Annotated in this window: 31 protein-coding genes, 2 pseudogenes and 1 riboswitch; of the genes and pseudogenes, 14 read left to right on the top strand and 19 right to left on the bottom strand. The window is 71.8% G+C overall.

Going from position 1 to position 26568, the window contains the following annotated elements; genetic code table 11:
- Nucleotides 1-101 precede the first annotated feature (101 nt).
- Nucleotides 102-986, top strand: coding sequence for an RNA polymerase sigma factor SigJ (gene sigJ / locus G3I54_RS26165; protein WP_164617684.1), 885 nt, complete (start codon nt 102-104; stop codon nt 984-986).
- A 276-nt stretch (nt 987-1262) separates the two neighbouring features.
- Nucleotides 1263-2033 carry a GntR family transcriptional regulator gene (locus tag G3I54_RS26160; RefSeq protein WP_164617682.1) on the top strand — a complete coding sequence of 257 codons (771 nt, stop codon included), beginning with the start codon at nt 1263-1265 and terminating at the stop codon, nt 2031-2033.
- Between the two features lie 110 nt (nt 2034-2143).
- Here G3I54_RS26160 and G3I54_RS26155 read toward each other — a convergent pair whose 3' ends face one another.
- Together G3I54_RS26155 and G3I54_RS26150 are read right to left on the bottom strand one after the other, a co-directional pair.
- Entirely contained in the window at nt 2144-3301 is a 1158-nt protein-coding gene (locus G3I54_RS26155; protein WP_164617680.1) for an ROK family protein, read from the bottom strand.
- Between the two features lie 100 nt (nt 3302-3401).
- Nucleotides 3402-3560 (bottom strand): annotated as a pseudogene (locus G3I54_RS26150) (LuxR C-terminal-related transcriptional regulator); the annotation flags it as partial.
- Between G3I54_RS26150 and G3I54_RS26145 the strand changes: the two are divergent.
- Nucleotides 3492-3659, top strand: coding sequence for a hypothetical protein (locus G3I54_RS26145; protein WP_275408017.1), 168 nt, complete (start codon nt 3492-3494; stop codon nt 3657-3659). The pseudogene G3I54_RS26150 and the gene G3I54_RS26145 sit on opposite strands and share 69 nt — an antisense overlap.
- Before the next feature lie 151 nt (nt 3660-3810).
- On the opposite strand, the gene mug is transcribed toward G3I54_RS26145, so the two are convergent.
- The 6 genes from mug to G3I54_RS26115 form a co-directional block, all read right to left on the bottom strand.
- Nucleotides 3811-4401: a G/U mismatch-specific DNA glycosylase gene (gene mug, locus G3I54_RS26140; RefSeq protein WP_164617678.1), complete on the bottom strand. Its 591-nt coding sequence runs from the start codon at nt 4399-4401 to the stop codon at nt 3811-3813.
- 19 nt (nt 4402-4420) lie between these two features.
- Nucleotides 4421-5863, bottom strand: coding sequence for an adenylosuccinate lyase (gene purB, locus G3I54_RS26135; protein ID WP_343240422.1), 1443 nt, complete (start codon nt 5861-5863; stop codon nt 4421-4423).
- 89 nt (nt 5864-5952) lie between these two features.
- Nucleotides 5953-6822, bottom strand: coding sequence for an SGNH/GDSL hydrolase family protein (locus G3I54_RS26130; protein ID WP_164617676.1), 870 nt, complete (start codon nt 6820-6822; stop codon nt 5953-5955).
- A gap of 96 nt (nt 6823-6918) precedes the next feature.
- A complete protein-coding gene (locus tag G3I54_RS26125; RefSeq protein WP_164617673.1) occupies nt 6919-7938 on the bottom strand; it encodes a hemolysin family protein in 1020 nt (339 codons plus the stop codon).
- Nucleotides 7935-9275, bottom strand: coding sequence for a hemolysin family protein (locus G3I54_RS26120; protein ID WP_164617671.1), 1341 nt, complete (start codon nt 9273-9275; stop codon nt 7935-7937). Before G3I54_RS26120 ends, G3I54_RS26125 begins: the two co-directional genes overlap by 4 nt.
- 120 nt (nt 9276-9395) lie before the next feature.
- Entirely contained in the window at nt 9396-9830 is a 435-nt protein-coding gene (locus G3I54_RS26115; protein ID WP_164617668.1) for a GNAT family N-acetyltransferase, read from the bottom strand.
- Between the two features lie 95 nt (nt 9831-9925).
- Between G3I54_RS26115 and G3I54_RS26110 the strand changes: the two genes are divergently transcribed.
- Together G3I54_RS26110 and G3I54_RS26105 are read left to right on the top strand one after the other, a co-directional pair.
- Complete coding sequence (locus tag G3I54_RS26110; RefSeq protein ID WP_010062312.1) at nt 9926-10153, top strand: hypothetical protein; 228 nt, start codon at nt 9926-9928, stop codon at nt 10151-10153.
- Nucleotides 10150-10521, top strand: a complete 372-nt coding sequence (locus G3I54_RS26105) for a hypothetical protein (protein WP_018957883.1) — start codon at nt 10150-10152, stop codon at nt 10519-10521. Before G3I54_RS26110 ends, G3I54_RS26105 begins: the two co-directional genes overlap by 4 nt.
- Before the next feature lie 104 nt (nt 10522-10625).
- On the opposite strand, the gene G3I54_RS26100 is transcribed toward G3I54_RS26105, so the two are convergent.
- From G3I54_RS26100 to bioB, 4 genes are all read right to left on the bottom strand, one after another.
- The gene (locus G3I54_RS26100) at nt 10626-11303 is read right to left on the bottom strand and encodes a class I SAM-dependent methyltransferase (RefSeq protein WP_164617666.1); all 678 of its coding nucleotides are present in this window, start codon (nt 11301-11303) and stop codon (nt 10626-10628) included.
- A 136-nt stretch (nt 11304-11439) separates the two neighbouring features.
- Nucleotides 11440-12132, bottom strand: coding sequence for a dethiobiotin synthase (bioD, locus tag G3I54_RS26095; protein ID WP_164617664.1), 693 nt, complete (start codon nt 12130-12132; stop codon nt 11440-11442).
- A gap of 6 nt (nt 12133-12138) precedes the next feature.
- Nucleotides 12139-13482: an adenosylmethionine--8-amino-7-oxononanoate transaminase gene (locus G3I54_RS26090; RefSeq protein ID WP_164617662.1), complete on the bottom strand. Its 1344-nt coding sequence runs from the start codon at nt 13480-13482 to the stop codon at nt 12139-12141.
- Nucleotides 13475-14749, bottom strand: coding sequence for a biotin synthase BioB (gene bioB, locus G3I54_RS26085; protein WP_164617659.1), 1275 nt, complete (start codon nt 14747-14749; stop codon nt 13475-13477). Before bioB ends, G3I54_RS26090 begins: the two co-directional genes overlap by 8 nt.
- Nucleotides 14750-14951: 202 nt before the next feature.
- Between bioB and G3I54_RS26080 the strand changes: the two genes are divergently transcribed.
- Nucleotides 14952-16112: an 8-amino-7-oxononanoate synthase gene (locus G3I54_RS26080; RefSeq protein WP_164617657.1), complete on the top strand. Its 1161-nt coding sequence runs from the start codon at nt 14952-14954 to the stop codon at nt 16110-16112.
- Here the strand turns inward: G3I54_RS26080 and G3I54_RS26075 are convergent.
- On the bottom strand, nt 16105-16374 hold the full coding sequence (locus tag G3I54_RS26075) for a DUF397 domain-containing protein (protein ID WP_164617655.1): 270 nt from the start codon (nt 16372-16374) through the stop codon (nt 16105-16107). The genes G3I54_RS26080 and G3I54_RS26075 overlap by 8 nt on opposite strands.
- A gap of 10 nt (nt 16375-16384) precedes the next feature.
- The gene (locus G3I54_RS26070; RefSeq protein ID WP_164617653.1) at nt 16385-17251 is read right to left on the bottom strand and encodes a helix-turn-helix transcriptional regulator; all 867 of its coding nucleotides are present in this window, start codon (nt 17249-17251) and stop codon (nt 16385-16387) included.
- Between the two features lie 234 nt (nt 17252-17485).
- On the opposite strand from G3I54_RS26070, the gene G3I54_RS26065 reads away from it, so the two are divergent.
- The gene (locus G3I54_RS26065; protein ID WP_164617651.1) at nt 17486-17917 is read left to right on the top strand and encodes an ATP-binding protein; all 432 of its coding nucleotides are present in this window, start codon (nt 17486-17488) and stop codon (nt 17915-17917) included.
- A 59-nt stretch (nt 17918-17976) separates the two neighbouring features.
- On the opposite strand, the gene G3I54_RS26060 is transcribed toward G3I54_RS26065, so the two are convergent.
- Nucleotides 17977-18918, bottom strand: a complete 942-nt coding sequence (locus G3I54_RS26060; RefSeq protein ID WP_164617649.1) for a LysR family transcriptional regulator — start codon at nt 18916-18918, stop codon at nt 17977-17979.
- A 74-nt stretch (nt 18919-18992) separates the two neighbouring features.
- Between G3I54_RS26060 and G3I54_RS26055 the strand changes: the two genes are divergently transcribed.
- Complete coding sequence (locus G3I54_RS26055; RefSeq protein WP_164617647.1) at nt 18993-19640, top strand: LysE family translocator; 648 nt, start codon at nt 18993-18995, stop codon at nt 19638-19640.
- Nucleotides 19641-19700: 60 nt separating this feature from the next.
- Here G3I54_RS26055 and G3I54_RS26050 read toward each other — a convergent pair whose 3' ends face one another.
- The 3 genes from G3I54_RS26050 to G3I54_RS26040 all read right to left on the bottom strand — a co-directional run bounded on the left by G3I54_RS26050 (nt 19701) and on the right by G3I54_RS26040 (nt 21661).
- Nucleotides 19701-20171: a C40 family peptidase gene (locus tag G3I54_RS26050; RefSeq protein WP_030081314.1), complete on the bottom strand. Its 471-nt coding sequence runs from the start codon at nt 20169-20171 to the stop codon at nt 19701-19703.
- 3 nt (nt 20172-20174) lie between these two features.
- Nucleotides 20175-20337: riboswitch (cyclic di-AMP (ydaO/yuaA leader) on the bottom strand.
- A 375-nt stretch (nt 20338-20712) separates the two neighbouring features.
- Nucleotides 20713-21018: a hypothetical protein gene (locus G3I54_RS26045; protein WP_164617646.1), complete on the bottom strand. Its 306-nt coding sequence runs from the start codon at nt 21016-21018 to the stop codon at nt 20713-20715.
- 37 nt (nt 21019-21055) lie between these two features.
- On the bottom strand, nt 21056-21661 hold the full coding sequence (locus G3I54_RS26040; RefSeq protein ID WP_164617644.1) for an ATP-dependent Clp protease proteolytic subunit: 606 nt from the start codon (nt 21659-21661) through the stop codon (nt 21056-21058).
- A gap of 104 nt (nt 21662-21765) precedes the next feature.
- Here G3I54_RS26040 and G3I54_RS26035 point away from each other — a divergent pair, with 104 nt between their 5' ends.
- Entirely contained in the window at nt 21766-22050 is a 285-nt protein-coding gene (locus G3I54_RS26035) for a type II toxin-antitoxin system Phd/YefM family antitoxin (protein ID WP_164617642.1), read from the top strand.
- Between the two features lie 89 nt (nt 22051-22139).
- On the opposite strand, the gene G3I54_RS26030 is transcribed toward G3I54_RS26035, so the two are convergent.
- Nucleotides 22140-23132: an ABC transporter permease gene (locus G3I54_RS26030; protein WP_164617640.1), complete on the bottom strand. Its 993-nt coding sequence runs from the start codon at nt 23130-23132 to the stop codon at nt 22140-22142.
- A 128-nt stretch (nt 23133-23260) separates the two neighbouring features.
- Between G3I54_RS26030 and G3I54_RS26025 the strand changes: the two genes are divergently transcribed.
- The 5 genes and pseudogenes from G3I54_RS26025 to G3I54_RS26005 form a co-directional block, all read left to right on the top strand.
- Entirely contained in the window at nt 23261-23881 is a 621-nt protein-coding gene (locus tag G3I54_RS26025) for a TetR/AcrR family transcriptional regulator (protein WP_164617639.1), read from the top strand.
- A gap of 137 nt (nt 23882-24018) precedes the next feature.
- Complete coding sequence (locus G3I54_RS26020; protein ID WP_030081323.1) at nt 24019-24321, top strand: urease subunit gamma; 303 nt, start codon at nt 24019-24021, stop codon at nt 24319-24321.
- 13 nt (nt 24322-24334) lie between these two features.
- On the top strand, nt 24335-24646 hold the full coding sequence (locus G3I54_RS26015; protein WP_044369300.1) for an urease subunit beta: 312 nt from the start codon (nt 24335-24337) through the stop codon (nt 24644-24646).
- The gene (locus G3I54_RS26010) at nt 24639-26360 is read left to right on the top strand and encodes an urease subunit alpha (protein WP_164617637.1); all 1722 of its coding nucleotides are present in this window, start codon (nt 24639-24641) and stop codon (nt 26358-26360) included. Before G3I54_RS26015 ends, G3I54_RS26010 begins: the two co-directional genes overlap by 8 nt.
- Nucleotides 26361-26375: 15 nt before the next feature.
- A pseudogene (locus G3I54_RS26005) lies at nt 26376-26568 on the top strand (urease accessory protein UreF); the annotation flags it as partial.

Raw genomic sequence — 26568 nt, 5'->3', positions numbered from 1 at the left:
TAGACATCTCGTCAACAACAATTACCGTCGGGTAGCTTGGAGTTCAAGGGGCCGGGCGATTCCCGCTGGACAGCGGGTGGCCCGTGGGCTGGGATGGACCGATGACCGCCGACGCCGCGACCGAGCTCTTCGAGGAACACCGGCCCGTTCTCACCGGGGTCGCCTATCGCATGCTCGGCCGCGTCGCCGACGCCGAGGACGTGGTCCAGGAAGCGTGGCTGAGGTGGTCGGCGGCGGCGCGCGAGGACATCCGGGAGCCGCGCGCCTTCCTGGTGCGGATCACCACCCGGCTGGCCATCGACCGGCTCCGGCACCTGCAGTCGCGCCGGGAGTCGTATCCGGGGCCCTGGCTGCCGGAGCCGGTGGTCACGGACTTCGGCCCGACCCTGCCCGACACCGCGGAACGCGCCGTCCTCGCCGATTCCGTCTCACTCGCCGTGCTGGTCGTCCTCGAATCGCTCTCGCCGCTGGAACGGGCGGTGTTCGTGCTCCGGGAGGCCTTCGGATTCCCGTACGCCGAGATCGCCACCGCCCTGGACCGCACCGAGGCGGCCGTCCGGCAGCTCGCCGGCCGTGCCAGGCGGCATGTGGAGGAGCGCAAGCCGCGCTACGACGTGGACCCGGCCGAGCGGCGCGACCTCACCGAACGCTTCCTGGCCGCCGCGTCCGGAGGCGGCATCGAGCAGCTGCTCGCGCTGCTGGCCCCGGACGTCCGGCTCATCAGCGACAGCGGAGGCAAGGCGAAGGCGCCACGGCGGATCATCGAGACCGCCGACAAGGTCGGCCGCTTCCTCTTCGCGGTGGCGAGCGACCTCGGCCCGGACGGGGAAATCCGCATCGTGGAGCTCAACGGCGGACCCGCCGCCGTCTACTTCCTCGGCGGGAGGCCCGACGCCGTCTTTCAGATCGAAGTCAGCCAAGGTGTCATTCAATGCGCCTATATCATTCGTAATCCGGACAAGCTCTCCGGACTGCCCGCCGCATAGCCAAAAGCACCACCGGCCACCTCGGCCCCGCAGGCACGCTCCGGGCCTGGTCAGAGCCTCGCCATCCGTTGCGATGGCGGGGCTTTGTGCTGCGCGCGCCTCACGGCACCACGAACGTCGTGTGAACGCTCTGCGCCAGAGTCCCGTTTCGCTCCGTTACGGAATAAGTATTGGTCTTGACCAAGGGGGTATGCCGTCCTAGGGTCTCCACTTAAGACAGGAACCTTTAATAAATAACGTCGCGGAAAAAGACGCTGGGCGATTGCGGAGGACAGGGTGGGGACCACGCAGCTGGAATCGGTTCAGGAGCCGAAGTACTGGCACCTCAAGACCGTGCTCAGTGAGGCACTCGACTCGGACTTTGCGGTGGGGGAGATCCTGCCCAACGAGCGGGACCTCGCGGCGCGGTTCGGCGTCGCGCGAGCCACGCTCCGGCAGGCTCTGGAGCAGCTCGAACTCGAAGGCAGACTGCAGCGCCGCCGTGGAGTCGGGACGACCGTCGCCCCGCCGCGCGTGGGCATCGCCGTCTCCACCGCCCAGCACGAATGGACGGGCGGCGTCAGCGGCGAGGCCTGGCAGCCGGTCGACAGCACCATGGACAAGGCCCCGGCGGCGGTCGCCGTCATGCTCGGCACGGACCCCGCCGAGCCGGTGCACGTGGTGCGCCGTATCCGTGACACCCAGGGGCAGGCGGTAGCGGCGGAACTCCTCTACATCCCCGCCTCCTCGGTGCCCGACCTCTCCGCCATCGAGGCCCCGTCCGGCGCCGTCCGGGCCCGGAGCGTGCTGCGCGAGCTGCACCGGCTCGGCCTGCAGGGCCAGGACCGCTCCGTGGAGCTCGGCTCCGCACGGGCGGACGACGCCAAGGAGCTGGACCGGCTCCCCGGCGCCCCCGTCCTCGTCGTCACCACCCGCTACTTCACCGTGGACGGCACGGCGGCGGTGTCGGTCGCCACCTACCGCGCGGACACCTGCCGGCTCACCTTCGGGGACTCCGGCGCGCTGGAGATCAGCCACGAGGAACAGCCGGAGCGCCAGGCCTCCTGACGCCACCGGCCCGCTGGCTCCACGCCCGCCGTTTTCCGAGGACTCCGGCCCTCGGGAACGGCGGGTTCGTGCTTTCCCGGGGACTACTCACCGCAGGTTGCGTCGGGCAGTCAGCGGCGGGTGGTCACGGCCCCTTCGACGGCGAACAACTGCTCCTCGACGTGGTCCAGGGCGAGCCGCAGCGCCCCTGTCGCGACGGCGGCCTCTCCGAGCAGCGACAGCGTCACCCGGGGCGGGCGCAGGCAGTAGCGGGCCAGCTCCCGGCGGAGGGGCTCCAGCACTCCGTCCAGCCCGGCTGCCCAGCCGCCGACCACGACCAGCTCCGGGTCGAGCGCCAGCACCAGCGCCGCCACATCGTGCACCAGCCGCTGAAGGAACCGCTCGACCGCCGCCTGGGCTCCCGCATCGCCCTCCCGGGCCTTGGCGAAGACCGCGGCCACCGCATGCTCGTCCAGCGGGTCCAGCGGTGTGTCGGTCGTCGACAGCAGATGCTCCGGCGTCACGTCCCTGCCCAGCAGGTGGAGAGCGCCGATCTCACCGGCGGCCCCGCCGAACCCCCGGTGCAGACGCCCGCCGATCAAGGACCCCGCTCCGGGACTCAGCCCCGCCAGCACGAAGACCACGTCGTCGGACTCGGTGGCCGCGCCCTTCCAGTGCTCGGCCACCGCGGCGGCGTTGGCATCGTTCTCGACGAGCACCGGGCAGCGGAACGAACGGCGAAGCCGCTCCCCGAGCGCGAGCCCGGTCCAGTCCGGCAACGCCGTACCCAGCCGCACCGTGCCGTCGGCCTCCACGATCCCGGGGCTGCCCACACCGACCGCACGCAGACTGCTCCGGGCCACCCCGGTGCGCCGCAGCACATCCGCGATGACGGCCCGGACCTGGTCGAGCCGGTCGTCCGCGCAGGCGGTCTCCGACACCGCACGGGAGCCCGCCCCGACGATCCGGCCGTCGAGCCCCGAGATGAGCGCCGACACCCGGTGCGGGCCGATCTCCACCCCGAGGAGGTGACCCGCCTCGGCCCGGAAACGGAACCTGCGGGCAGGGCGCCCCTGGCGCCGTGCCTCACTCTTGTCGGGCACGGCCTCGACCACGAGCCCCGCTTCGAACAGCCCCTCGACGACCCCTTCGACCGTCGGCCGGGACAGCCCCGTGATCCGGGTCAGGTCCGTCAGCGTCGGCGCGCCGGCCCCTCTCAGGGCGTGCAGTACTACCGCGGAATTGATCCGTCGCAACAGGGACGGGTCCCCACCGGTCAGCCGGCCCACGGTATGTCCTCCCAGCTCGTGCGCATGTCTGCCGGATCGTACTCGCTGGCCGGGACCCCTGCGACCAGCGAGGAAAGCCGGTATCGAGCCGCAACCTGGGTCACCCCGGAGCGACGAATCCGGACTCGTAGGCGGCGATGACCGCCTGCGTGCGGTCCCGGGCGCCCAACTTCGCCAGAACCGAGCTGACATGGGTTTTCACCGTCTGGATCCCGACGACGAGGTCGGCCGCGATCTCCGCGTTCGACAGCCCTCGGGCCCCAGCCTGAAGTCATGGACCGGCCTGGCGGTGGCAGCCGCGTGGGCGGCAGCGGCGCTGCTGGCGGGCTGGTGGGCGGTCCGCCGCCGGGACGCGTGAGGCCCTGAAGGAAGGCGCCTTCCGCACAGTACCCGGAGCCGGAGGCAGAGGCAGAGGCAGAGGCAGAGGCAGAGGCAGAGGCAGAGGTGGGAGCGGGAGCAGGAGCAGGGGGAGAGGGAAGGGCGCAGGAAGCCGGAGGAGAGCGGTCGGCTCAGCTCAGTCGGTCAGGGTGGGGCCGGCGGCCGACCGGCTGGTCGGACGGGGGGCGGGTGAGTACGGCTTCCCGGAGGCGGGCGTACTCCTCGGCCATGCTCTGGACCGTCCAGTGGGCGTTGAGGCCGCTGGGGTTGGGGAGAGCCCACACATGGGCGCCGCCGACCGTGCGGTCCTGGGGGCCGATTCGGGCGCGGGGCTCACCGAAGGCCGTGCGGTAGGCGGTGATGCCGACGACCGCGAGCCACTGTGGCGCGAGTCGCTCGACCTTCGCCGTCAGAGCGGCCCCACCCTCCCGGAACTCGTCCGCGCCGAGCTCGTCCGCCCGGGCCGTGGCCCGCGCCACCACATTGGTGATGCCGAGGCCGAGTCCGAGCAACTCGGCCTGCTCCGAAGGACGCAGCTGCCGGGGCGTGAAACCCGAGCGGTGCAGGACCGGCCAGAACCGGTTCCCGGGGTGGGCGAAATGGTGGCCCGTGGCCGCGGTCATCAGGCTCGGGTTGATGCCGCAGAAGAGCACGCGCAGACCGCCCGCGGCCACATCGGGGACGATGCGGTCACGGGCGGCGCTCAGCTCTTCGGGGGTCATGCGGTGAGGGCGGTGCCGGTCAGAGGATCGAGCCGGGGGTGTAGTTCGCGGCCTCGGGGTGCTGCTTGGTGATCTCCTCGATCCGGGCGACGAGCGACGAGACCTGGTCGCCGGCGGCACCCGTGAACGAGAGCTTGTCGGCCATCAGCTCGTCCAACTGCGCGCGGTCCAGCGGGATCCGCTCGTCCGCGGCGAGCTTGTCGAGCAGCTCGTTGCGCTCGGCGCCCTGCTCCCGCATCGCGAGGGCGGAGGCGACCGCGTTCTCCTTGATCGCCTCGTGCGCCACCTCGCGGCCCACCCCGGCCCGAACGGCGCCCATCAGGACCTTGGTGGTGGCCAGGAACGGGAGGTAGCGGTCCAGTTCGCGCGCCACGACCGCGGGGAACGCGCCGAACTCGTCCAGCACCGTCAGGAAGGTTTCCAGGAGGCCGTCGAATGCGAAGAACGCGTCCGGGAGCGCCACCCGGCGGACCACGGAACAGGACACGTCGCCCTCGTTCCACTGGTCGCCCGCCAGCTCACCCGTCATCGAGGCATAGCCGCGCAGGATCACCATCAGACCGTTCACCCGCTCGCAGGAGCGCGTGTTCATCTTGTGCGGCATCGCGGACGAGCCGACCTGGCCGGGCTTGAAGCCCTCGGTCACCAACTCGTGGCCGGCCATCAGCCGGATGGTCTTCGCCACCGAGGAGGGCGCCGCGGCGAGCTGCACCAGAGCGGTGACCACGTCGTAGTCGAGCGATCGGGGGTAGACCTGACCGACAGAGGTGAACGCCTCGGCGAAGCCGAGGTGCCCGGCGATGCGCTGCTCCAGGTCGGCCAGCTTGCCCGCGTCGCCGCCGAGCAGGTCCAGCATGTCCTGCGCCGTGCCGACCGGACCCTTGATCCCGCGCAGCGGGTAGCGGGAGAGAAGGTCCTCCAGGCGGCCGTAGGCGACCAGCAGCTCGTCGGCCGCGGTCGCGAAGCGCTTGCCCAGCGTCGTCGCCTGCGCGGCGACATTGTGCGAGCGGCCGGCGATGACGAGCTCGCGGTACTCCGCCGCGAGCTTGCCGAGCCGGGCCAGCACGGCCACGGTGCGGTTGCGCATCAGCTCCAGCGAAAGGCGGATCTGAAGCTGCTCGACGTTCTCCGTCAGGTCCCGGGAGGTCATGCCCTTGTGGACCTGCTCATGACCGGCGAGGGCGTTGAACTCCTCGATCCGGGCCTTCACGTCGTGCCGGGTGATCTTCTCGCGCTCGGCGATCGAGGCCAGGTCGACCTGGTCCAGCACGCGCTCGTAGTCGGCCAGCGCCGCATCGGGCACCTCGATCCCGAGGTCCTTCTGAGCGCGCAGCACCGCCAGCCACAGCTGACGCTCCAGCTTCACCTTCTGCTCGGGGGACCAGAGGACGGCCAGCTCCGCAGAGGCGTAGCGGCCGGCCAGGACATTGGGGATGCGAGGCTTCGCAGACACAGCAGTCACGTAAACAGATTCTACTGGCGGTTTGTGCAGGCCAGCGACGCGCCCTTATTTGTGGCTTGCTACGAAGGCGCGGGCCTGGTGGTCCAGGGTCAGTCGGCTTCGGGGCTGCTCAGCGTGGCGCCGGGGGAGACGGCTCGGCGCCATTCGGTCACCGGGCCGGGGGTCTCGGTGTTCGTGGGCGTGATCCAGAAGGCCCTGCCCGTCGTGGCGTCGAACTGCGCGCCCGAGCGGCCGTCGCCGGAGGAGCGGCCGGTGAGCCGTCGGCCGATCCAGGGGGCGAGGTGTCGGCGGGCGAAGCGGATGTCCTCGGTCCGCCGGGACGCCCAGCGCGGGGGCGCGGTAGCGGGGACCGGCGTCCACCAGTCGAGCTCGGCCGGAAGCCCCAGGGTCTGCCAGACCGCCTCGGCGACACGCCGGTGTCCTTCGGCGGTCAGGTGCAGCCGGTCCACGTCCCACATCCGTGGGTCGCTGAGCGACGGCGCGCTGTAGAGATCGACCACCGATGCCCCGTGCCGGGCGGCCAGGTCGTCGATCAGGGTGAACAGCTCCTCCATGCGGGGCCGGAACCGCTCCAGCACCGGTCCGTTGCGGGCGGGGCTGCGCATCAGGACGAGCTGTTTGCAGGACGGGGCCAGACGTTCCACGGCCTCTTCCAGCCGCCCCTTGACCAGGCCCATGTCGCACTTCGGGCGCAGCGTGTCGTTGAGCCCGCCGACAAGCGTCACCACATCGGCCCGGAGCGCGGCCGCCGCCTCCACCTGCTCGTCGACGATCTGGCCGATGAGCTTCCCGCGTACGGCGAGATTGGCGTACCGGAAACCGGGGGACCGGGACGCCAGCCGGGAGGCGAGGACGTCGGCCCAGCCCCGGTAGGTGCCGTCGGCGAGCAGATCCGACATGCCCTCGGTGAACGAGTCGCCGACCGCGACGAGACTGGTGTAGGAGGCATTCAATTCCATGGCCCGCTGATCCTACCGGCCGGTAGACCGGTAGGCCAGCGGAACGTGGGCCGGTGGAACGTGGGCCGGTGGATCGGTCGCGCAGCGGACCAGCGGTCAGCGGGACTGCGGCCGTCCGACGAGTTCGCGGAGGACGTCCTCCATCGTGACCATGCCGGCCAGCCGGTCGTCCTCGTCGAGGACGGCCGCCAGGTGGGTCCGGCTGCGCCGCAGGGCGGTGAGCACGTCGTCCAGCGGAGTCGCCGCCCGGACGCGGGCGATCGGCCGCATCGCCGTCACCGGGAAGGGCAGGTCGCGGGGTGTCGCGTCCAGGGCGTCCTTCACATGGAGGTAGCCGAGGATGCGCTGCTCGCTGTCCATCACCGGGAAGCGGGAGAACCCGGACTCGGACGAGAGCCGCTCCAGCTCCTCCGGAGTGGTGCCGACCCGGGCGTACAGCACCCGGTCGACCGGCATCACCACATCCCGTACCGGCCGGCGGCCCAGCTCCAGAGCGTGGTGGAGGCGTTGCGCCGAGCGGTCGTCGACCAGCCCGGCGTCCCCGGCGTCCTGCACCAGCCGGGCCAGCTCGTCGTCCGAGAACGTCGCGGAGACCTCGTCCTTCGTCTCCACCCGCAACAGCTTCAGCAGGGTGTTGGCGAACGCGTTGATCGTGAAGATCACCGGACGCAGGCCACGGGCCATCGCGACCAGCGGCGGGCCCAGCAGCAGGGCGCTCCGCGCCGGTTCGGCCAGCGCGATGTTCTTCGGGACCATCTCGCCCAGGAGCATGTGCAGATAGGTCGCCACGGCCAGCGCGATGACGAACGACAGCGGGTGGACCAGCCCGTGCGGCACCCCCACCGCGTCGAAGACCGGTTCCAGCAGATGCGCGATGGCCGGTTCGGCGACGATGCCCAGCACCAGGGTGCAGAGCGTGATGCCGAGCTGGGCGGCGGCGAGCAGCGCCGAGACGTGTTCCAGCCCCCAGATGACACTGCGGGCCCGCCGGTTCCCGGCCTCGGCCTCCGGTTCGATCTGGCTGCGGCGTACGGAGATCAGGGCGAATTCGGCGCCCACGAAGAAGGCGTTGGCCACCAGGGTCAGCAGGCCGATGAAGAGCTGGAGAACGATCACTGTGCGCCCTCCGTCCGGTCGTCCTCGGAGCCGGGCAGCGGGGCGTGCAGCAGGGCCCGCGCGGCACGGCGGCCCGAGGCGTCCACCACGTCGATCCGCCACCCGGCCAGCTCGACGCTGTCGCCCACCGTCGGGATCCGTCCGATCTCGGCGGCGATCAGCCCCGCGAGCGTCTCGTAGGGCCCGTCCGGCACCCGTAGACCGATCCTGCGGAGCTGGTCGGTGCGCGCCGCCCCGTCGGCCGACCACAGGGTCCGCCCGTCGGCGTCCTCACCGGCGGCGGCGAGGTCGGGCGTCTCGTGCGGATCGTGCTCGTCCCGGACCTCGCCGACGACTTCCTCCACGATGTCCTCCAGCGTCGCGACCCCGGCCGTCCCGCCGTACTCGTCGATCACCACGGCCATGGCGAGCCGTCCGGACAGCCGGTCCAGCAGCTTGTCCACGGTGAGCGTCTCCGGTACGAGAAGGGGCTCGCGCAGCAGTTCCGAGATCCGGGTGCGGGGCCGCCGGTCGGCGGGGATCGCCAGCACGTCCTTGATGTGGGCCACGCCGACCACGGTGTCCAGGCTGCCCCGGTAGACGGGGAAGCGGGACAGACCGGTGGCCCGCGTGGCGTTGGCGACGTCCTCGGCCGTCGCGTGCAGGTCCAGCGCGGTCACCTGGACCCGCGGGGTCATCACGTTCTCCGCGGTCAGCTCCGAGAGGTTCAGGGTGCGGACGAACAGCTCGGCGGTGTCCGCCTCCAGCGCCCCGGCCTTCGCGGAGTGCCGGGCCAGTGCCACCAGCTCCTGCGGGCTGCGGGCGGAGGCCAGCTCCTCGGTCGGTTCCAGACCGAAGCGGCGCACGATCCGGTTGGCCGTGTTGTTGAGGTGGCTGATGAAGGGCCGGAACACCGCGGTGAACCCGCGCTGCGGCGTGGCCACCGCCTTGGCCACGGCCAGCGGCGAGGAGATCGCCCAGTTCTTCGGAACCAGTTCGCCGACCACCATCAGGACCACCGTCGACAGCGCCGTACCGATGACGAGCGCCAGGGTGGACGCGGCGGCGGGAGGCATCCCCGCCGCCTCGACGGGGCTCCGGATCAGCTTGGCGATGGACGGTTCGGAGAGCATGCCGATCACCAGGTTGGTGACGGTGATGCCGAGCTGGGCGCCCGAGAGCTGGAAGGTGAGGCTGCGTACCGCCTTCAGCGCGCTCGCGGCGCCCCGGTCACCCCGCTCGACGGCCCGTTCGAGCTCACCGCGCTCCACGGTGGTCAGCGAGAACTCCGCCGCGACGAACGCGCCGCAGGCGACGCAGAGCAGCAGGGCGACGAGCAGCAGAAGCACTTCGATCATCGGTTCACCTCCGTCCCATGATCGGGCAGGGACGGAAGGACCGCGCGGTGTCGGCGGAATCGGGTACCAGGCATCCTGGGCGTCTGCCCGGCCACGCACCGTCCTACCGCCGTCGGTCCGTCAGTCCGTCAGATGCTTCACCCAGCGGCTCCACTGCGGCTCGGGCGCGTAGCCCGCCGCGCGCCAGGCGTGCTGGGCCGACGTGTTGCGGTCGAGCACCATGGCGTCGGCGCGCCGTCCGCCCAGTGCGGTGAACCGTTCCTCGGCCGCCGCGAGCAGGGCGCTGCCCACGCCCCGGCGCCGTTGGTCCGGATGGACCGCGAGCCGGTAGAGATGGCAGCGCCAGCCGTCGAAGCCCACGATGACGGTGCCCACCAGCGCCCCTTCCCGTTCCGCGAGGAGCAACGCCTCGGGGTCCCGTTCCACCAGGCGTGCGACGCCGTCCCCGTCGTCGCTGATGCTGGTGCCCTCGGCGGCCACCTTCCAGAAGGCGAGGACCTCGTCCAGGTCGGCCGGGGTCGCGGACCGTATCGAAAGATCGTTCATGACGGCCATCCCACCACCCGCCGCGCCAGGGCGTCGATCGCGTTTCGCCGTGCGGACACCCCCTCCTCTTGCCGGTGCTAGCACAGCCGCGCTAGCGTGATGGGGTGCCCAAGACTCAGTTGAACGTTCGAGTGGACGAGGCCACCGCCGAGGCCGCGCGACAGCGCGCGCTGCAGAGGGGGATGAGCGTGAACCGCTACATAGAAGAACTGGTCCAGCAGGACGCGGGCGAGGTCGGACACACCTTCGTCGAGGCCGCGGCCGACTTCATGAAGCAGTACGAGTCGGTGTTCGCCGAGGAGTTCGGCCCGGAGCGCGAAGGCACCCGTTGAATCTGCGGATCGACCTCTCCTGGCTGCTGATGGTCGCCGAGCACAAGACGCCCGGAGACCCGCAGGTCGTCGACTGGGGCGCGCTCGTCGCCGCCGTCGCACGGCATGACGCGGAGATCTTCGGCAGCGCCGTCTACAGCGACCCGCACGCGCGGGCGGCCGCCCTGTTGCAGTTGCTGCTGCATGTGCCCGCCCTCGAACACTCCAACGCGATGTTCGCCTCGGCCGTCGCATACGGCTATCTCGTCGCCTCCGGGCTCAAGGTCATCACCTCGCCCGAGCAGGTCCGCGATCTGGCGCTCCTGGTGAAGCAGGGCAAGGCGGATGTACGGGCCATCGCCGACGAGCTGCGGCAGTGGAGCGTATGAGACAGGGCCGAACCACCTGGTGCGGGACGGGGCTGAGCCTCCCGGCGTGAAGCACGTCGAACCACCTGGTGCGAGGCCCAGGGCCGAACCATCCGGCCGGCGGCTCAGTCCTCCGTGAACGGCTTGCGGGCCACGCCCAGGACGCACGGCGAGGAAGGCATCTGGAGGCCCGACTCCGGAATGCGCAGCCTGCGGTACGTGCCCATCTCGAAGCCCGCCGCCGCGATCGCCGCCAGTGGATCCCGGGCGGTGTGACAGCCGCCGAAGAGCAGCGGCCACACGGTCCGGTCGGCCGCCCGCTGCGCCGTGGCCAGCGCCCGGCCCGGTGCCAGCCCGTGCTCGAAGAACCGCAGTTCACCGCCCGGGCGCAGCACCCGCCTGATCTCGGCGAGCGCCCGGGGCAGATCCCGTACGGTGCACAGGACCAGGGACGCCACCGCCCCGTCGAAGGCCTCGCTCTTGACCGGCAGCGCCTCCGCGGCCCCCGGCACCACGTCCACCGGCACCTCGGCGCGCAGCCCGGAGCGGACGGCGAGCTGCCGCAGCGAGCGCTCCGGCTCCAGCGCCACGACCTCCGAGACGGCTTCCGGGTAGTGGGCGAAGTTCAGCCCGTTCCCGGCGCCGACCTCGATGACCCGGCCCGAGAGCCCCGCCAGCAGCTCCTCGCGGTACGCGGCGATGCCGCCCTTCAGGTCGGCGGTCACGCTCACCCGCGCGTAGAAGCGGGCGAAGACCGGGTGGTGCACGGCGTCCCGGGGAAGCTTCCTGCTGCGCAGCTGCATGACGGACCTCCGTCGAGGAGTGGACGTGACGCTCAAGGAGTGGACGTGACGCTCCTCCACGATTCTCCCCCGGATCGCCCCCGCGGGAATCCCCGAGGACCGCCCGCCGCCCCCCCCACCCACACACACGCCCGGGTCAGCGCGCGGCCCAGGTCCCTCCGAGCTCCGGAGCCAGCCAACCCGGCGCGCGTTCCACGAAGTCGGCGCCCGCCAGTGAACCCGCGCCTGCCGGTACCGCGCCCAGCAGCGGTGCGCCGGCCGCCACCGGCAGATCCTCGATGTTGCAGCGGGCCGCGAGGTCCGGCTCCGCGGGCATGCTGCCGATCACGACGCCCCGGCAGCTCAGCCCCCGGTTCCGCAGCGCCTCGGCGGTCAGCGCGGTGGCGTTCAGCGTGCCCAGGCCCGCGGGGGCCACCACCAGCACCGGCGCGGACAGCAGCCGGGCCGCGTCCGCGAGCGTGCCGCCCTCGTCGTCGAACCGTACGAGGAGCCCGCCCGCACCCTCCACCAGCACCAGGTCGTACTCGGTGGCCAGCTTCTCCGCCGCCTCGGCCACCTCGAACGGCCGTACGGGCGCGAGCCCCGCTCGCCGGGCTGCCGTGGCCGGGGCCAACGGCTCGGGGAACCGTGCCAGTTCGACGGCGGTGACATGGCTGCCCGCCAGCCGCGCCACCTCGGCCGCGTCGCCCGGTTCCCCGGGCGCGAGCCCGGTCTGCGCGGGCTTGAGCACCGCGACCCGGCGGCCCCGCGCGGTGGCCGCCACCGCGGCGGTCACCACGGTCTTGCCGATCTCCGTGCCCGTACCGGACACCACCAGAATCGTCGACATGTCGGCTCAGCCCTCCTGTGCCGCGGCGCACACGGCCCGGCAGATCCGTGCCACGTCCTCGTCGCCCGTGACGTACGGCGGCATCGTGTAGACGAGGTCGCGGAACGGCCGCAGCCATACGCCCTCGCGCACGGCCGCACGGGTCGCGGCGGCCATGTCCACCTCATGGTCGAGCTGGACGACCCCGATGGCGCCCAGGACGCGGACGTCCACCACTCCGGCGATGTCGGAGGCGGCGGCGAGCCCGGAGCGCAGGCCCGCGCCGATCCGCGTCACCTCGCCCTCCCAGTCCTGCCCGAGCAGCAGGTCCACGGAGGCCGAGGCCACCGAGGCGGCCAGCGGATTGCCCATGAACGTCGGCCCGTGCGCCAGCACCGGCACCTCGCCGCTGGAGATGCCCTCGGCCACCCGCGTGGTGCACAGTGTGGCCGCCAGCGTGAGATAACCGCCGGTCAGCGCCTTGCCGAGGCACATGACATCCGGAGAGATCCCGGCGTGCCCGGCGGCGAACAGCGTGCCCGTGCGCCCGAAACCGGTCGCGATCTCGTCGAGGACCAGCAGGACGTCGTGCTCGTCGCACGCCTCGCGCAGCACCCGCAGATAGGCGGGGGAGTGGAACCGCATCCCGCCGGCCCCCTGCACCACCGGCTCCACGATGACCGCCGCGAGCTCGTCGGCGTGCGCGGCGATCAGCTCCCGCAGGTGCGTCACATAGGCGGCGTCCGGCTCGGCGTCGAAGCCGTCCGGCGGGGCGTCGGCGAAGACCTGCCGGGGCAGGGAGCCCGACCACAGCTCGTGCATCCCGCCCTCCGGGTCGCACACGGACATCGGCTGCCAGGTGTCCCCGTGGTAGCCGCCGCGCCAGGTCAGCAGCCGGCGCTTCTCCAGGCGCCCGGCCGAACGCCAGAACTGGAGGCACATCTTGACCGCGACCTCCACGGAGACGGACCCCGAGTCGGCGAGGAAGACGTGCTGGAGCGGCTCGGGGGTGATCTCCACCAGCCGGGTCGCCAGCCGGACGGCGGGCTCATGGGTGAGCCCGCCGAACATCACATGGCTCATCCGGTCCAGCTGGCCGCGTGCGGCCTCGTTGAGGACCGGGTGGTTGTAACCGTGCACCGCCGACCACCAGGAGGACATGCCGTCCACCAACTCGCGCCGCCCCTCGACGGGTTCGGCGAGCCGGAGCCGTACGCCGGAGGCCGACTCCACGATCAGCGGCTCCTGCCGACCTGGCATCGGACCGTACGGGTGCCAGACGTGCGCGCGGTCCAGCGCCCGCAGTTCGTCGGGCGTGTACGGCTTCGGCGCAGCGGCTCCGGAGCGCGCGGCGGCGTACGGCTCAGGCATTGGGCGCGAGATCCGTTCCCGCACCGCGTCGGCGCACCGCCACCAGATCCGTACGCGCTACGCCGTTGGCGTCCGTACGCGCGACCGGGACGCTCTGCCCGGCGTCGGCGTCAGCCACCGGCTCCTGCTCCCCGTGGCCACCGCACGGCCCGCAGCCCCCGCCACCGTGCGAACCGCAGCCACCGGCTCCGGAGGCCTCGTGCGATCCGCAGCCGGACCCCGCCGAGGCGTCCTGCGTACCGCAACCGCCGGCCAGGGCGTCGGCCCGGTGGCGCGGCAGCGTCGTCGTGCCCTGGCCCTCCACCTCGAAACCGGCGTCCGCGATCATGTCCAGGTCGGTCTGGCCGGCCTGGCCCTCGCTCGTCAGGTAGTCGCCCAGGAAGATGGAGTTGACCAGGTGGAGCGCCAGCGGCTGCATCGAGCGCAGATGCACCTCGCGCCCGCCCGCGAGCCGCACCTCGACATCGGGGCAGACGAAGCGGACCATCGCCAGAATGCGCAGGCAGCGCTGCGGGGTGAGGTTCCATTCCTTGGCGAGCGGCGTGCCCTCGAACGGGATCAGGAAGTTCACCGGCACCGAGTCCGGGTCCAGGTCCCGCAGCGCGAACACGACGTCGACCAGGTCCTTGTCGCTCTCGCCCATCCCGGCGATCAGCCCGGAACACGCCGAGAGCCCGGCCGCCTGGGCCTGCTGCACGGTCTCCACCCGGTCCGCGTACGTGTGGGTGGTGGTGATCGCCCCGTACGTCTCCTCGGACGTGTTGAGGTTGTGGTTGTACGCGTCGGCGCCCGCCGAACGCAGCCGGTCGGCCTGTCCGTCGGTGAGGAGACCGAGGCAGGCGCAGACCTCGATGCCCTCGTTCTCCTCCTTGATCGCCTCGATGGTCTTCGAGACCCGGTCGACGTCCCGGTCCGTCGGGCCGCGCCCGCTCGCCACCAGGCAGACCCGCTTGGCGCCGCCCGCCACCCCGGCGGCGGCGGCCTTGGACGCCTCGTCCGGCTTCAGCCAGGTGTACTTGAGGATCCCGGCCTTGGAACCGAGCCGCTGCGAGCAGTAGGAGCAGTCCTCGGGGCAGAGCCCGGACTTCAGGTTGACCAGATAGTTGAGCTTGACGCGCCGCCCGAACCACTGACGGCGCACCTTCCCGGCGGCGGTCACCACGTCGAGCAGCTCGTCGTCGGAGGTCGCCAGTACGGCGAGCGCTTCTTCGCGGGTCGGCAGTTCGCGCCGCAGCCCCTTGTCCACCAGCGTGTTCAGCAGGTCCATGGAAGATGATCCTTGCTTACCGCACCGCCTCCAGCCAAGGAGGAACCAGACAGGAGACCCCGGCGAGGGTGTGTGTATTGCCACACCCTGACCTGCTGCGCACCCGGCTAGGGTCTGTTGGCTGCCTACAAAGGGACCGTCCGCACCGGACCGTCCGCGCGGAGCCGCCCGCCGAGGGCCCGCCTACCCAAGGGACCGCCCCATGTCCTTCGCCCCGTTCGACTGGATCGACGCCGAGGCCCGCCGCCGGGCCGACGCCGGACTCGTACGCACCCTGCGTCCGCGCGACGCCGAGCCGGAGCTGCTGGACCTCGCGAGCAACGACTACCTGGGCCTCACCCGGCATCCGGAGGTCATCGCCGCCGCGGCCGGTGCCGCCCACCGCTGGGGGGCCGGGGCGACGGGCTCCCGGCTGGTCACCGGCTCCACCGCCCTGCACGCCGAACTCGAACGGGACCTCGCCGCGTTCTGCGGCTTCGAGGCGGCGCTCGTGCTCTCCTCCGGGTACGCGGCCAATCTCGCCGCGCTGACCGCCCTGTCCGGGCGCGGCTCGCTCATCGTCTCCGACGCGGGCAACCACGCCTCGATCGTGGACGGTTGCCGGCTCTCCCGTGCCGAGACCGCCGTCGTCCCGCACGCCGACCCGGACGCGGTCGCCAAGGCACTGCGGGCGCACGACGGACGGGCCCTCGCCGTCACCGACTCGGTCTTCTCCGTGGACGGCGACGCCGCCCCGCTTTCCGCGCTGGCCGCAGTCTGCCGCTCCGCCGACGCCGCGCTGCTGGTCGACGACGCCCATGGTCTCGGCGTCCTGGGCGACGGCGGCCGCGGCGCGCTCGCCGCGGCCGGACTGGCGGGCGACGACGGGACCGTGGTGACGCTCACGCTGTCCAAGTCCCTGGGCAGTCAGGGCGGAGCGGTCCTGGGGCCCGCCCGGGTCATCGAGCACCTCGTCAACACGGCCCGTACGTTCATCTTCGACACCGGACTCGCCCCGGCGGCGGCCGGCGGCGCGCTCGGCGCGCTCGGGGTGCTGCGCCGGGAGCCGGAACGGGCGGCCCGCGCCCGTGAGGTCGCCGCCTCGCTGTACGGAAAGCTCACCGCCGCCGGGCTGACCGCGGTCCGGCCCGACGCGGCCGTCGTCTCCGTCCGCGCGCCCTCGGCGGACGCGGCGGTGCGCTGGGCGGCCGACTGCCGTGCGGCCGGGATGGCGGTCGGCTGCTTCCGCCCGCCGTCGGTACCGGACGGCGTCTCCCGGCTGCGGCTGACGGCACGGGCCGACCTGACCGAGGAGCAGATCACGACCGCGGTGGCCACGATCGTCGCCACCGCTCCCCGGCAGGCGGACGCGGACCTCAGCTGACGTGCCGTGGACCGGTTCCGTCCGGACCGGTTCCGTCCGGGGCGAGTCCGGTCACGAACGTGGTCCAGGCCGCCGCCGAGAAGCGCAGCGGCGGCTGGTCCACGTCCTTGGAATCGCGTACGGCGAGGAGCGCGCCGCCCAGCCGCGCGGTCTCCACGCAGTTGTTCATCCCGGTCGAGCGGCTGCTGCGCCGCCACCGCGGCGCGGACGGGTTCACGGACGACGGCGGCGGTGCGACGGGCGGTGCGAGTCGGTCGGACATGGCGGCCCCCTCAGCTGCGTCTGAAACTGCGTCTGATCTCGGTGATGAGGTCCTGCGAGCACTCGGGCGACAGCGCGTGAGCCTGCAAGGCACGGAAGGCCGAGCTGTACGCCTCAAGGTCTTCTCTCCGCTCCAGATAGAGGCTACTCGTCAAGTGGTCAAGAACGACCACATCCAGATCAGAAATGTTCGGAAAGGAGAAAATAACGAAAGGGCAGGTGAGTCCGACGTAGCCGCCGACCGAGAAGGGCAGCAACTGCAGTTGCACATGGGGGAGTTGGGAAACCTGTCGCAGATGTTGCAACTGGTCGCGCATCACCTCCGGCCCGCCCACCTCACGATGGAGCACCGCCTCGTCCAGCACGGCGGTGAAGCGCAGCGGCGGACTCGCGCGCAGCACCCGCTGGCGGGTCAGCCGGACCTCGACCAGGGAGTCGAGCCGGCCGTCCGGTAACCCGTCCAAGGAGGCGCGGGTCACGGCCCGGGCGTATCCGGCGGTCTGGAGCAGCCCCGGCACCACCGAGGTCTCCAGCGTCCGGACCGTACTCGCCTGCGACTCCAGGCTGATGAAGTCGCGGTACTGCGGTGGGATCAGCCCCCGGTAGGCATGCCACCAGCCCGAACCGCCGCCGCCCGCCGACCCCGCGAGGACTTCGAGCAGCGAGCGCAACTGGGTGTCGCGCACCGCGTAGACGTCCAGCAGCCGCGACACGTCGGCGGGCGTCACCCCGCTCGCGCCCGTCTCGATACGGCTCACCTTCGACTGGTGCCAGCCGAGCAGCCGCGCCGCGTCCCGGCTGGTCAGCCCGGAGGCGTGGCGCAGGCTCCGCAGCTCCTCGCCGAGCTTGCGCCGCCGGACGACGGGGCCGTGCAGCATGCCGGTCTCCTTCCGCAGTCGGGGAGGGCCGGTCCGTCGCCGGAGCAGCCCGCAGAGGGGCCAGTGTGCCGCCCGTCCACGCCGTACGGGTCCCGAATTCACCGCTTCGAGCGACAGATATATGCATATCTTGGCCGAACGCCGTTACAGGGAGCTGCATCAATGGCAATCTGGCGCGAAGCACAATCCTGGACGACCGCCGGTCGGCCGGGGCGGGAAAGGGACGGCGTCGCCATGGCAGACCATCAGGAAGCAACCGTCACTCTGCCGAGCGATCCGCTCTCGGTCTCCTCGGCCCGCAGATATGTCGCCAGGACGCTGGGCCAATGGGGCCTGCCCGACGACACCGAGTTCGCCGACACCATCCGGCTGATCATCTCGGAGCTGGCCACCAACGCCGTCCAGCACACGTTCGGCCAGTCGCCCACCTTCACCGTGGATCTGCGCCTCGAACGCGACGAGGAGCTGTACCTCGGCGTCACGGACAGTCACCCCCGCTGGCCCCAGCGACTGCCCGCCGCCGTCCGGCAGGACAACGGCCGGGGCATGGTCATCATCCGCGCACTGGCCAAGGAGCGCGGCGGACGGCTCCAGGTCACCCCGACCGCCGAGGGCGGCAAGACGGTCTGGATCGCTCTCCCGTGGGTCGTTCCGGTCCAGGGCTGACCCCGGATCAGCCCGGGACTGCCCCCGCAGAGCCGGTGGCGGGGCCGGCCCGGGGCTGATCAGCCCTGCGGGAGCCGGTTCGCCGCCGGGGCCGTGCTTCCCCGACCGAATCCGCTGCGCAGCAGCGCGAGCAGCGTCGCGGCCGCGGTGGTCGACCGTTCGCCCCGGTGCACGACCGAGATGGTCCGGCGGAACGACGCCGGCTCCAGCCGCCGGACCGACAGTGGAGCCGCCGCCATCGAGGCGACCATCTCCGGCACCACCGCCACCCCGAGCCCCGCGCTGACCAACGCGCACACCAGGGCGTACCCGGGCGACTCGCAGACCACCGCGGGCGTCGCCCCGGCCTCGGCGAGCGCGTTCTCGACGCCGCGCCGGGGCGGATGGGTGGGCGCGCTGCTGATCAGCGGCCGCCCGGCCAGTTCGGTGACCGGCAGCCGGCCGGTGCCCTCGGCGAGCCGGTGGCCCACCGAGGTGACCAGCACCAGTTCCTCGACGAGCAGGGGTTCGACGAGAACGCCCACCGGAGGAGGGCCCGTCGTCGCCGGTTCGTAGGCGTGCGTCAGGGCGAGGTCCACATCGCCCGCGACCACCGCGGCGACCCCGTCGGGCGGTTCGTAGTCGGCGACGGCCAGCTCGACCTCCGGATGAGCCCGCCGGAACGCGCTCAGGACCGGCGGCAGCAGATGGATCCCGGCCGTCGTGAACGTGCCCACCCGCAGCCTGCCGCCCGAGAGCCCGGCCAGCTGCGCCAGCTCGTGCCGCGCCTGGTCCAGTTCGTCCAGGATCCGCCGGGCCCGGCCCGCCAGCAGCTCGCCCGCCGCCGTCAGCCGTGCCCCGCGGTGGTGGCGTACCAGCAGCGCCGCCCCGGCCTCCCGCTCCAGCTTGGCCAGCTGCTGGGAGAGCGCGGGCGCGGTGTAGCCCAGGCGGGCGGCGGCCCGGGTGATCGATCCGGCCTCCGCGACCGCCACGAGTGCCGCGAGCCGTGTCGGGTCGTACATGAAAGCGTTCCTTTAGGCAGACCCAGAAGATTGCAAGTACACGCTAAAGGCTCCGCAGGTCCAAGGTGGACCTCATGGACGCACAACTGATCGCCTTCACGGGGGTCGCCGCCGGGATGGTCGCGCTGCCCGGCGCCGACTTCACCGTCGTCGTACGCAATGCCCTGGCCTCGCGCACCGCCGGCCTGGCCACCGCGCTCGGTGTCGCCGGAGGTCTGCTGGTGCACACCGCGCTCGCGGTCGCCGGACTCGCCGCGGTGCTCGTGACGATGCCGGTGCTCTTCCGCACCGTCCAGCTGCTCGGCGGCGCGTACGTGCTCTACCTCGGGATCAGCGCGCTGTACGCGATCCGGCGTCGCGGCCCGGGGAACGGCGAAGCGGCGCCCGAGGACGCACCCGGGCGGCCCGCGCCCAGGGCGTTCGGACGCGCGCTGCGCCAGGGGTTCCTGACCAACGCGCTCAACCCGAAGGCCCCGGTCCTCTTCCTCAGCCTGCTGCCGCAGTTCGTGCCCCACGGTCAGCCGCCGCTGCCCCGGACCCTGCTGCTCGCGGCGCTCGTGGTGGTCCTGGCGCTGATCTGGTTCCCGGCCGTCGCCCTGCTCGTGGACCGGCTGGGCCGGTGGCTGCGCCGCCCGCGTACCGCCCGCGCCATCGAGGGCGGCAGCGGTGTGGCGCTCACCGGTCTGGGGCTCGCGCTGGTCACCGGCCCGCTGTTGCGCTGAGACCGGACGCACTTTCCGCGAGGAAGAGCGTCAGCACGGAAAGAGCGTCCGGTCGGTGGGTCAGCGGACCCGTCCGTACCAGACGCTCTTGGACCAGATTTTCGCCAGTCGCACCACGTCCCCCGATTTGGGGGAGTGCCAGATCTTCCCGGCCCCGGCGTAGATGCCCACGTGGTAGACGCTGCGCCCCGAATGGAAGAAGACGAGGTCGCCGCGTTTGCGCTGCGACTTGGGGATATGGCGGGTCTTGTTGTACTGCTGCTGTGCCGTGCGGGGAAGCTTCTTCCCGGCCTTCTTGAACGAATACAGCGTCAGCCCCGAGCAGTCGAAGCGACTGGGGCCGGATGCTCCGTACTTATAGGGAGCCCCCTTCTTCGACGCGGCCACCTTCAGGGCCTTCGTCGAGTGGGTGGCGGCCTCGGCGTCGCTCACCAGGCCGGGCGCCAGCATCGTGGACGTCACGGCCAAGGTGAGTACCGAGGCCGTACCGACCCGGGCGAACAGAGACGGGACATGAACCTGCGCAGACATGCGCAACCCTTCGTCAGCCGCCTGTGAAGGATGACCTGTCGGGTTCGGGCTGGCGAAGTTGCCCGGCCGCGTCGCGGCTTCACCCCGAGGGCTTCCCGGTCTCCCGGTCGGCCCGTTGCGCTCGGGTCCTCCACTCCTGCCGATCCACTTCTGTCGACCAGTCATCCGGGCGGCGGCAGGACTCGGCGTCCGCCCGGACCGCCCCGCCGCGGTGGCGGGGGCTTGTCGTCCCAGGGATCTTGACTCACCCGGTGCCGGATTTCCGAGCTGAAACAGCGGTTTGTGAGTCTCCTCACCACTGATCCATTCGGGTGGACAGGTCGGATTCGCGCTCGCCCACGAGCCGGGCGCACACCCTCGTACCAGCGACGAAAGGGCACATTTCGAGTACGGACCGCGCGCCGAACGCAAGTTGGGCCGTCGCTCGCGCGGGTGATCGCCTACGCCGAACGAGCGAGACAAATCGATCGCCGGACCGGGCGTGTCGTGCACGGGACCGACCCGCCCGCTCCCGTACGGCGCTCCTCGCGCGCGGTGCCAGTCAGTTCGCGGCGGGCGGCATCGCGACCCGGCCCGCCCTGCGCTCCCCGTCCAGGACGCGCAGGGCCCGCGCCAGGGTGGCGGCGTGGATCCGCGACTCGCCGCGCTCGTGCATCAGGGCCAGGGCGTCGCGCAGGGCCGCCGCCCGGGAGGCCAGGGCCTGGGCGGCCCGCAGTGCGCTGTAGGTGTCGCTGCCGTGGGCCGGGTTGATCCGGCCCATCTGGTCGAGCACGGCCAGATAGCAGTCGACGAACTCGCCCTCGGCACGCGTCAGTGCGGGCAGGGGCGGGAACTCGGTGGGTTCCATCGGCAGTTCACCTCGCGTCCTACGCCGGCCGGGAGTGTCAGCGGTTCTCGACGACGTGGTCGACCAGCCCGTAGGCGAGGGCGGCCTTCGCGTCGAGGATGGTGTCGCGCTCGATGTCGGCGGTGATGCGCTCCGCTGCCTGGTCCGTGTGCCGGACCAGCATGGCCGCGAACATCTCGCGGGTGCGCACCAGTTCGCGCGCGTGGATCTCCAGGTCGGACGGCTGGCCCCGCATCGGCTCCTCCAGTGCGGGCTGCTGAATGACTACCCGCGCGCCGGGCAGCGCATGTCGCCGGCCCTTCGCCCCGGCCGCCAGCAGGGCCGCCGCGTACGAGCCCGCCTGCCCCAGACAGAAGGTCTCCACCTCGCAGGTCAGGAACCGCATCGTGTCGTAGACCGCCGCCATCGCCTGGAACGTGCCGCCGGGGGAGTTGATGTAGAGCGACAGGGGCCGGTCCGGATCGGCGTGCTCCAGATACATGAGCTGGGCGATGAGGTCGCTCGCGGCCGTGTCGTCGATCGGGGTCCCGAGGAAGACGATCCGCTCGGACAGCAGCTTGGAGTACGGGTCCAGCGTCCGGGTTCCGGTCGCGGTGCGCTCGGTGAACTCGGGCAGTACGTAGCGGGCGGCGGGGCGGATCATGGCGTGCCTCTCTCCTGGAACTGGCCATCCGTCTGTCCGTCCGTCAGCCCGTCCGGCTGTGCGTAAAAAATGTACAGGACGTACAGAAGGTTATGATGGGGACTATGGCCTACGAGATTCCGGTGACGCAAGCACGGGCGGAGCTAGCCGAACTGATCAACCGCGTCGTCTACGGCTGTGAACGCGTTGTGGTGACGCGGCACGGCAAGCCGCTCATCGCGCTGGTTTCCGCCGCCGACCTGCAACGACTTGAAGCGGAGGAGGCCGCTGCCGAGGAGCAGGTGATCAGTTCGGTCTCCTCGATCGGCTCCGCGCCATCCGCTCAGGGCGAACGGCGCAGTTTCGGTATCGCCGCCGAACACCGCCCCCACGACGGCCGGGACGCCTGACGCCCGACCGGACCGCGACAGCACAGAGCCGGGCGCCTCTCCCGTAGGAAGGGCGCCCGGCTCGGTCCGTGCGGAAGTGGACCCGTCGCTCAGCCGGTCAGGGCCGGCTCCCGGGCGGGCCCGGTCGACCCGACGGGCTCGGCCGGTGCCGGTGCGCGGCGGGCGAGCAGCACCGCCGCCAGGCCGAACAGCGACCACAGCGAGAGCGTCAGCACCGCGCCGCCCGCCGCACTGCCGTCGAAGAAGGCGACCGAGCGCAGCAGCGAACCGCCCGCGCCCGGCGGGAGCCACTGGCCGATCGCGCCGACGGGCTCGGGCAGCAGCCGCGGCGCGCTCGTGACGCCGGAGAAGGAGTTGCCCAGCAGGACCATCAGCAGCGCGCCGACGCCGATGCCGCGCGGCCCGAACAGGGCGGCGAGCCCCGCCACCGCCGAACCGATGGCCAGCACGGTGAGCGCGAGCACGCCCGCCTCCGTCCACCAGTCGCCCGTGATCACGCCGAGCCAGCTGTGCGCCACGGCCGTGGCGGCGAGGCCCACCAGCGCGGCCGACCCGACGAGGGTCAGCGCGGCCCGCGCCCCGCGCAGCCCCATCAGGGTGACGACGGCTCCGGCCGCCATGCCCGCCAGGGCCAGCGGCAGGACGCTCGCGCCGAGCGCGCTGCCCCGGGGGTCGCCGGGCGGTGCGGCGACCACGTCGGTGACCTGGACCGGGGTGTCCGCGGGAACGGACGCCGTCACGGCCTCGCGCAACAGCTGGGAGACGACGGGGCTCGCCGCCGATGCGGTGAGCAGGTGCGGACCCTGCGGGGTGGCGACGACGGCTCCGTATACGACCCGGTCCTCGATCGCGGCGCGGGCGGCGGCCTCGTCGTCGAAGCGGTGCACCTCGAAGGCGCCGTCACGCTGCTGGAACCGCTGCTCCAGCTGCTGGGCGGCCGGCGCCGCGCCCGCCACCCCGACCGGGAGGTCGCGCGGCGCGATCCGGGCGGCGGGCCAGGCGAAGGCCCAGAGGGCGAGCGTCACCACCAGCGGGATCAGCAGGACTACCGCCACCGCGCGGCGGTTGGGTGCGGTGGGCATGAGGGGCCTCGATTCGTGCGGCACAGCGAAGGATTCTGAGAGAAGGATCGTTCGTTTTACGATCTGGTCCCACTGTCGGGACGTCGTGTCCGATTGTCAAGAAGGAATGTTCGTTTTAGATTGAGGTCATGGCTCGCGTATCCCAGGAACACCTCGACGCCCGCCGTCGGCAGATCCTCGACGGCGCGGCGCGCTGCTTCGCCCGCAACGGATTCCACGGCACGTCCATGCAGGACGTCCTCAAGGAGGTGGGCCTGTCCGCCGGAGCGGTCTACCGCTACTTCCCGGGCAAGGAGGACATCATCGCGGCCATCACCGAGGAGACCTTCGCCGTTATCCGCGGCGCCTTCGAGGAGGCGGCCCGTACGACTCCGCCGCCCACTCCGGACGCGTTGCTCAGCCGGGTCCTCGGCGGGGTGCTCGCGGGGCAGGTGCACGGACTGGAGCGCCGGATCTTCGCCGCGCTCGTCGTCCAGCTCTGGTCGGAGACGCTGCGCGACGAACGGCTCGCCGCCCTCCTCGAGGAGGGGTACACCCTTATGCGCGTCGTCTGGGCGAAACTCGTCGACGCCTATCGCTCCGCCGGGATCCTGGCGAGCGACGTGCCCGCCGACCATGTGGCGCGAACGATGATCGCGGCGGCGCAGGGCTTCATCGTGCAGGAGGCGCTCTTCGGGGACGTACGCCCCGAAGTGCTGGAGAACGGGTTGCGCGGGCTCATGTCCATGAACCCGCAAAAGATCAGTTAACGCAACGGAAAAACTTCCGCCCTAACGTGCAATGCATGGTCGCGAGACCGTCATCCCCGTTCAACGGATTGTTGAACGGGGATATGGTCCCGCTGCGTCCGGAGCCGGAGCCGGACGGAAGACGATGAGGTGGAAGCGTGCAACTGACCCCGCACGAGCAGGAACGTCTGCTCATCCATGTGGCCGCCGACGTGGCCGAGAAGCGCCGGGCACGCGGGTTGAAGCTCAATCACCCCGAGGCCGTCGCCCTGATCACCGCCCATCTCCTGGAAGGCGCCCGGGACGGCCGCACCGTCGCCGAACTCATGGCGTCCGGCCGCAAACTGCTCACCCGCGACGAGGTCATGGACGGCATCCCCGAGATGCTCCACGACGTCCAGGTCGAGGCCACCTTCCCGGACGGCACGAAGCTCGTCACCGTCCATGACCCGATCGTCTGACGGGGCCGCGCCGATGATTCCCGGAGAGATCCTGTACGGCGACGGGGACATCCCCCTCAACGAGGGGCGGGCGGTCACCCGCCTCACCGTCCTCAACGCCGCCGACCGCCCCGTCCAGGTCGGCTCCCACTACCACTTCGCCGAGGCCAACCCCGGACTGCGCTTCGACCGCGCCGCCGCCCACGGTCTGCGGCTGAACATCGCGGCCGGCACAGCGGTCCGCTTCGAACCCGGCATCCCCGCCGACGTCGAACTCGTTCCCCTCGCCGGCCGCCGCGTCGTCCCCGGCCTGCGCGGCGAAACCGGAGGTGCCCTCGATGCCTGACCTCAAGCGAGCGGTGTACGCCGACCTGTTCGGCCCCACCACCGGCGACCGGATCCGGCTCGCCGACACCGATCTGCTCGTCGAGATCGAGGAGGACCGCTCGGGCGGCCCCGGACAGGCGGGCGACGAGGCGGTCTTCGGCGGCGGCAAGGTGATCCGCGAGTCCATGGGCCAGGCCCGCACCACCCGGGCCGAGGGCGCACCCGACACCGTCATCACCGGGGCCGTCGTCATCGACCACTGGGGCATCGTCAAGGCCGACATCGGCATCCGGGACGGCCGGATCACCGGCATCGGCAAGGCCGGGAACCCGGACACCATGGACGGCGTCCACCCTGACCTGGTGATCGGACCCGAGACCGAGGTGATCGCGGGCAACGGGAAGCTGCTCACGGCCGGCGCGGTCGACGCCCATGTCCACTTCATCTCGCCCACCCTCGTCGACCAAGCGCTCTCCAGCGGCATCACCACCCTCGTCGGCGGCGGCACCGGGCCCGCCGAGGGCACCAAGGCCACCACCATCACCCCCGGACCCTGGCACCTCGCCCGGATGTTCGAGGCGCTGGAGACCTTCCCGGTCAACATCGGGCTGCTCGGCAAGGGCAACACGATGTCGCAGGAGGCGATGCACTCCCAACTGCGCGGCGGCGCACTGGGATTCAAGATCCATGAGGACTGGGGCGCCACCCCCGCCGTCATCGACGCCTGCCTGAGCGTCTGCGAGCGGACCGGCGCGCAACTCGCCATCCACACGGACACCCTCAACGAGGCCGGGTTCGTCGCCGACACCCTCGCCGCCATCGCCGGCCGGACGATCCACGCGTACCACACGGAGGGGGCGGGCGGCGGGCACGCGCCCGACATCATCAGCGTGGTCTCCGAGCCGTACGTCCTGCCCAGCTCGACCAACCCCACCCGGCCGCACACCGTCAACACCATCGAGGAACACCTCGACATGCTGATGGTCTGCCACCACCTGAACCCCGCCGTCCCCGAGGACCTGGCCTTCGCGGAGTCCCGGATCAGGCCCTCCACCATCGCGGCCGAGGACATCCTGCACGACCTCGGAGCCATCTCGATCATCTCCTCCGACTCCCAGGCCATGGGCCGCATCGGCGAGGTGATCCTGCGGACCTGGCAGACCGCCCATGTGATGAAGAAGCGGCGCGGAGCCCTGCCCGGCGACGGCCGGGCCGACAACCACCGGGTCCGTCGCTATGTCGCCAAATACACCATCAACCCGGCCGTCGCGCAGGGCCTGGACCGGGAGATCGGCTCCGTGGAGACCGGCAAGCTCGCCGACCTCGTGCTCTGGGACCCGGCGTTCTTCGGCGTCAAGCCGCAGACCGTCATCAAGGGCGGTCAGATCGCGTACGCGCAGATGGGCGACGCCAACGCCTCCATCCCGACGCCCCAGCCGGTCATGCCCCGGCCGATGTTCGGCGCCCTGGGACGGGCGGCCGCCCACAGCTCGTTCAACTTCGTCTCCGCCGCGGCGATCGAGGACGAACTGCCCGAACGGCTCGCCCTGAACAAGCGGTTCGTGCCGATCACCTCCACCCGTGGGGTCACCAAGGCGGACATGCGGGAGAACGACGCGGTGCCGCAGGTCCACGTCGACCCCGACAGCTTCGCCGTCACCATCGACGGCGATCCGGTCGAGCCCGCTCCGGCGGCGGAACTGCCCATGGCCCAGCGCTACTTCCTCTTCTGAGAGCCGGTCGCAGCCATGTCACGCGCAGCTCTCCTCGTTCTCGCCGACGGCCGGTTCCCCGCCGGCGGCCACGCCCACTCGGGCGGCGCCGAACCGGCCGTCGCCGAGGGCCGCGTCCGGGACGCCGACTCCCTCGCCGACTTCTGCCGGGGCCGGCTGCACACCGCGGGCCTCACCGCCGCCGCCCTCGCCGCGGCGGCGGCCCACG

It is taken from the genome of Streptomyces sp. SID14515 (genome assembly GCF_010548505.1).
GTDB lineage: Bacteria > Actinomycetota > Actinomycetes > Streptomycetales > Streptomycetaceae > Streptomyces > Streptomyces caviscabies.
This window is presented reverse-complemented; position numbering and strand designations above follow the sequence as displayed.

Coding starts and splice junctions, on each gene's coding strand:
- sigJ (WP_164617684.1), top strand. CDS start 102: ATGACCGCCGACGCCGCGACCGAGCTCTTCGAGGAACACCGGCCCGTT.
- G3I54_RS26145 (WP_275408017.1), top strand. CDS start 3,492: ATGGGTTTTCACCGTCTGGATCCCGACGACGAGGTCGGCCGCGATCTC.
- mug (WP_164617678.1), bottom strand. CDS start 4,401: ATGACCCCCGAAGAGCTGAGCGCCGCCCGTGACCGCATCGTCCCCGAT.
- G3I54_RS26130 (WP_164617676.1), bottom strand. CDS start 6,822: ATGGAATTGAATGCCTCCTACACCAGTCTCGTCGCGGTCGGCGACTCG.
- G3I54_RS26120 (WP_164617671.1), bottom strand. CDS start 9,275: ATGATCGAAGTGCTTCTGCTGCTCGTCGCCCTGCTGCTCTGCGTCGCC.
- G3I54_RS26115 (WP_164617668.1), bottom strand. CDS start 9,830: ATGGCCGTCATGAACGATCTTTCGATACGGTCCGCGACCCCGGCCGAC.
- G3I54_RS26100 (WP_164617666.1), bottom strand. CDS start 11,303: ATGCAGCTGCGCAGCAGGAAGCTTCCCCGGGACGCCGTGCACCACCCG.
- bioD (WP_164617664.1), bottom strand. CDS start 12,132: ATGTCGACGATTCTGGTGGTGTCCGGTACGGGCACGGAGATCGGCAAG.
- G3I54_RS26090 (WP_164617662.1), bottom strand. CDS start 13,482: ATGCCTGAGCCGTACGCCGCCGCGCGCTCCGGAGCCGCTGCGCCGAAG.
- bioB (WP_164617659.1), bottom strand. CDS start 14,749: ATGGACCTGCTGAACACGCTGGTGGACAAGGGGCTGCGGCGCGAACTG.
- G3I54_RS26080 (WP_164617657.1), top strand. CDS start 14,952: ATGTCCTTCGCCCCGTTCGACTGGATCGACGCCGAGGCCCGCCGCCGG.
- G3I54_RS26075 (WP_164617655.1), bottom strand. CDS start 16,374: ATGTCCGACCGACTCGCACCGCCCGTCGCACCGCCGCCGTCGTCCGTG.
- G3I54_RS26070 (WP_164617653.1), bottom strand. CDS start 17,251: ATGCTGCACGGCCCCGTCGTCCGGCGGCGCAAGCTCGGCGAGGAGCTG.
- G3I54_RS26065 (WP_164617651.1), top strand. CDS start 17,486: ATGGCAGACCATCAGGAAGCAACCGTCACTCTGCCGAGCGATCCGCTC.
- G3I54_RS26060 (WP_164617649.1), bottom strand. CDS start 18,918: ATGTACGACCCGACACGGCTCGCGGCACTCGTGGCGGTCGCGGAGGCC.
- G3I54_RS26055 (WP_164617647.1), top strand. CDS start 18,993: ATGGACGCACAACTGATCGCCTTCACGGGGGTCGCCGCCGGGATGGTC.
- G3I54_RS26050 (WP_030081314.1), bottom strand. CDS start 20,171: ATGTCTGCGCAGGTTCATGTCCCGTCTCTGTTCGCCCGGGTCGGTACG.
- G3I54_RS26045 (WP_164617646.1), bottom strand. CDS start 21,018: ATGGAACCCACCGAGTTCCCGCCCCTGCCCGCACTGACGCGTGCCGAG.
- G3I54_RS26040 (WP_164617644.1), bottom strand. CDS start 21,661: ATGATCCGCCCCGCCGCCCGCTACGTACTGCCCGAGTTCACCGAGCGC.
- G3I54_RS26035 (WP_164617642.1), top strand. CDS start 21,766: ATGGCCTACGAGATTCCGGTGACGCAAGCACGGGCGGAGCTAGCCGAA.
- G3I54_RS26030 (WP_164617640.1), bottom strand. CDS start 23,132: ATGCCCACCGCACCCAACCGCCGCGCGGTGGCGGTAGTCCTGCTGATC.
- G3I54_RS26025 (WP_164617639.1), top strand. CDS start 23,261: ATGGCTCGCGTATCCCAGGAACACCTCGACGCCCGCCGTCGGCAGATC.
- G3I54_RS26015 (WP_044369300.1), top strand. CDS start 24,335: ATGATTCCCGGAGAGATCCTGTACGGCGACGGGGACATCCCCCTCAAC.
- G3I54_RS26010 (WP_164617637.1), top strand. CDS start 24,639: ATGCCTGACCTCAAGCGAGCGGTGTACGCCGACCTGTTCGGCCCCACC.